We start from the raw sequence: 224 nt of genomic DNA, 5'->3' as shown, positions 1-224 counted from the left end.
TTATACCTAAAACTACAGAGTACTAAAACCCATTATCGCACCATGTACGTTCAATCCATGAATCACTTATACCTAAAACTACAGAGTACTAAAACCCATTTCTCCGATATATGTGCATAGAATGCGAATCACTTATACCTAAAACTACAGAGTACTAAAACAAACATTGCCTAAAACCTCGCAAAAATCGTGAATCACTTATACCTAAAACTACAGAGTACTAA

Origin of the sequence: Staphylococcus sp. HMSC061G12, assembly GCF_001838465.1 — a bacterium.
Classification (GTDB): Bacteria; Bacillota; Bacilli; order Staphylococcales; family Staphylococcaceae; genus Staphylococcus; species Staphylococcus simulans.
This window is presented reverse-complemented; position numbering follows the sequence as displayed.